The sequence below is a fragment of the Bacillus sp. 220_BSPC genome (assembly GCF_001054655.1).
Lineage (GTDB): Bacteria > Bacillota > Bacilli > Bacillales > DSM-1321 > Peribacillus > Peribacillus frigoritolerans.
Map to the genome: position 1 here is coordinate 1 of NZ_JVPL01000278.1, position 3674 is coordinate 3674.

General features: G+C 37.1%; 4 protein-coding genes. All 4 read right to left on the minus strand.

Annotation, left to right across the window (positions count from 1 at the left end; translation table 11 throughout):
- Nucleotides 1-399: 399 nt before the first annotated feature.
- On the minus strand, nucleotides 400-1674 hold the full coding sequence (locus ADA55_RS21945) for an IS110 family transposase (RefSeq protein WP_048687591.1): 1275 nt from the start codon (nucleotides 1672-1674) through the stop codon (nucleotides 400-402).
- A gap of 190 nt (nucleotides 1675-1864) precedes the next feature.
- Nucleotides 1865-2473, minus strand: coding sequence for a transglutaminase-like domain-containing protein (locus ADA55_RS21950; RefSeq protein WP_048687592.1), 609 nt, complete (start codon nucleotides 2471-2473; stop codon nucleotides 1865-1867).
- A 42-nt stretch (nucleotides 2474-2515) separates the two neighbouring features.
- On the minus strand, nucleotides 2516-2986 hold the full coding sequence (locus ADA55_RS21955) for a GNAT family N-acetyltransferase (protein ID WP_048687593.1): 471 nt from the start codon (nucleotides 2984-2986) through the stop codon (nucleotides 2516-2518).
- A gap of 234 nt (nucleotides 2987-3220) precedes the next feature.
- Nucleotides 3221-3511 carry a hypothetical protein gene (locus ADA55_RS21960; RefSeq protein ID WP_226990527.1) on the minus strand — a complete coding sequence of 97 codons (291 nt, stop codon included), beginning with the start codon at nucleotides 3509-3511 and terminating at the stop codon, nucleotides 3221-3223.
- Nucleotides 3512-3674 lie beyond the last annotated feature (163 nt).

Sequence of the window (3674 nt, forward strand, 5' to 3'; positions counted from 1 at the left end):
TAATGAACTCCCTCAGTTTAATAGATAATGCTCACGAATACTCGCTTATTCGCAGGATTTCAAACCACATGGTATAGGTTGCTTTAGATGAACGAAAGAGATAGGACCGTTTTGATAAGATGAGGGCAGATTGAAATAGGGGATCTGTTGAAAATCCCATATTATTACATATACTGCACGCATTCTCCACGCTGCCCCTGGAGGCTTTCCCTCCCATGTCTCAACGGGTCATAATCCTATGCCCTTTCATTCCTTCGTCATGCCTATCCAAGGGGTGAAGGCCGGTTTTGCTAACGGAACGGGTCATTGCCCTTTTGTTCATTACATCCAGTACTTCTTGCTTTCTTTGAAATCCTACGAATAAGCCAACTTTCGTTAAATAACAATGTGAATGTAAATTTACACTGCTAGTTGTTCAAGTGGGAAGATCATTTCCGGTTTATAGGTAGAGCCATTACGAGCTATCCCTACTAGGACACGGGCGAGTTTTCCACAAAGTTTCATGATGGATTTCATTTTCTTAATCTTCTTCACTTTAACATTATTCGAGTGTAGGGCTTTAAATTCAGGGTTATTCATCACTAGACTCATGGTCGCAAGGAAGAGGTAACGCCGCAGGCGTGATCTTCCACGTTTGGAAAGAACAATTTGGCCTTTCCACTTCCCAGAGCTTGCTTCAGCGAGATGCAATCCTGCATGACGAAGGAGCGCATTCCCGTGAGCGAACCCACTCAGATCTCCAGCTTCTCCTAAGATTCCCGCTAGTGAAATCTCGCTGATTCCTTTAATGGCAAGTATTTGCTTAACGAATGGAATCTGTTCCAAGACGTTTGTGACTTCTTGCGTCACTCTTTCGAGTTGGGATGAAGCGAGATCGTATTCCTCTAATAACTGTCCCAAGTGAAGTTTATACGCATCAAGGGCTTGTTTCGTACCAATTGAACGCTTGGCCAATACAAGCAGGGAACGGGCTTTTTTATGCCCGGAATGTCGCTTCATACATGATTTCCAACCGGTTACGATATCTTGAGGCTGTAAGGAACATAATTCAGCTGGGGTAGGAAAGAGGCGTAGGGTTGCGATTGCCCCTTTACATGATACGTCTTTAAACACTTGCCGGAGCTCGGGAAAGACAACATCTACCCAGCGATTAATTTGGTTGATGGAGCTAACAAGACGCTTAACGATCACATCTCGGTTAGCCATAAGGACACGAAGTTTTTCAAATGATTCTGAAGTTGAACGAACGAAGGCATAGTAGCCATTCTTCACCATATCAGCGATGACAAGGGCATCTTTTTTATCACTTTTGGATTGCGTATTATCACGATTTTCTTTGTTTCTTTTGACATGGTGAGGATTGACGGTGACGACATCCATGTTTTGTTTGACTAGCCACTTTGAAAGGTTTATCCAATAATGTCCGGTAGGTTCCATTCCGACTATCGTTGTGTCTAGGTTTTTCGTTTGTTTTAGTTCCTGGATCCAGTTTAGTAATCGAGTAAAACCCTCTTCGTTATTTTCAAAAGACAAGGGTTTCCCGACCACAATGCCCCGAAAGTTTACAGCACGGGCCACGTGTACGTGTTGGGCAATATCCACACCAACAACTAGATGTTGATCCGTAATTCTCTCAATTAGTTGATTTTGTTTGTTTTGCATTTTAAAATTCATAGTAGGGCTTCCTCCTTAAGACTTTGAGTTAGATTGGTCTCTATACTCGTATCTTACTGAGGGGCTCTATTTTTTTCAAACCTGATATTTAACGATCTACAGGAATGCTAACTGCCCCGATAGTTCCATACGAAAAAGCTGCCTTAAAGACAGCTCCGATCTTCAGCAAACGCACCCGTTAGATTAACAACTATAAATATTCTGGCAAATTCTTTATATACATTTCTAATGCATCTGTTTGTTCTACCAAAACGCTAATTGTCTTGGGATGTGGCTTTACATATATGACTGGATAATCTTTTTCATCAAATTTTTCTTGGGTAGTAAAAGCTAATTTTTCTTTATCAATTGAAAATTGTGCATCAATTCCTGCTTTATTACCACGAGCATCTAATCTAATCCATTTATTTAATGTTTTAAGAAAAATTGCATTTAATGCGTGAATACAATAACCTTTTTCTGGTGTATCAAACAACATTAATCTTTGATAACAAAAACCAGTAGGTATTCCCTGGGAACGTAGTAACGAAGCTAATAAATTGGATTTTGCATAGCAAATACCTTCTTGATAGACTAATACATCTGATGCTTTACATGTAACTCGTTTTCCTTGGATATCCCAAGAATGATAGATTTCATCACGAACAAATTCATAAGCAACTTTTGCCTTTTCAATTTCAGATTGAGATGGATTAAAAAGTTCATCTACTTTCGACTTAATCATAGGATTAGAAAAATTAACTTCGTTTAATTCAAGCAAATAATCTTCTAATTTTGCCGTTTCACATACCAGATGCATTAACCCCACTCCCCAATCGATTTTCCGTTATTGCTTATTACTCTAACTGAGTTTCTTCATCATAGAAACAACTTTTATATCTATACCGTTTGGTTTATGTACAACTTCCTCATCATAGACACCATACCCAATTGAACTATATAATTTTATGTTTTTAGGCACAGTCATACGTACTTTGCAAAATATAGTAGTTACTTCTTTCTTTATTGCGAAATCTTCTAATGACATTAATATTTTTTTCGCAATACCAAGACACTGTTTTTCTGGAATTACTGATAGCCTATAAAAATATAAACCATCTTCGTTTAATTGAAAACGAACCATTCCAACTGGCTCATTATCAACATAGCTAATTAAACCCTGCTCACCGTCTTTTAAAGCAATTAAACCCGACTGTACAGTTTCCTCCAAAGCACTTGAAGGTGGTACTTCGTCTTTATATTCCATAAATGCTTTTATCATTAAGTCGTGTATTATCGATGCATCTGAAACCTCAGCAAATTTAATCTCCAAGTTATATCCCTCTCTTCACGTTATAAATATACATTATAATGTATATTTAATCAATCGAGAGATATAGCTTCACTAAGTTATTTGAACATTTCTTATGGAACTATCCTGCCCCGTTAGTGCCATAAGAAAAAGAGCTACCAAAGCAACTCTCTTATCGAAGTAAAGCAACTGTTAGTGTGACAAGGAAGGATTAAGTGTATAGTTCTTTTTTAAAGCCTTAATTCCATCAATTAATTAAGCATTATTAATACTATTTTTAAACCATTTTAAGACTCCTATCATTAATATGAGAAACGGTATTACCTGGATAAAGATAAGTCCTCTCAAAAAATCAAATATAGTGCTGTTCGGGGCGCCGGCTGCCATTATACCTATAAAGGAAGACACTGGAATTGTGAATCCATTAAAACCTAAACCAATCATAATAAATGATAAGTTTTTGGTTTTAATCTTCGGTAATCCAGCCAACCAAAATAAGCCTATTGAAATAACAATAATAACTAACATAAGTAAGTAGTAATACAAAATATCTTCCTCCTTTTTCTGATTTGTACGAAGACACAAAGATAAGTACATTGGGGACATGAATTTGAGTACATAGAATTATTAATCCAATCAAAACCGCACCAATTCAATCACTAAACTGTTTTGAGATACAAAATCGAGTACATTATAAACAATACAGTCA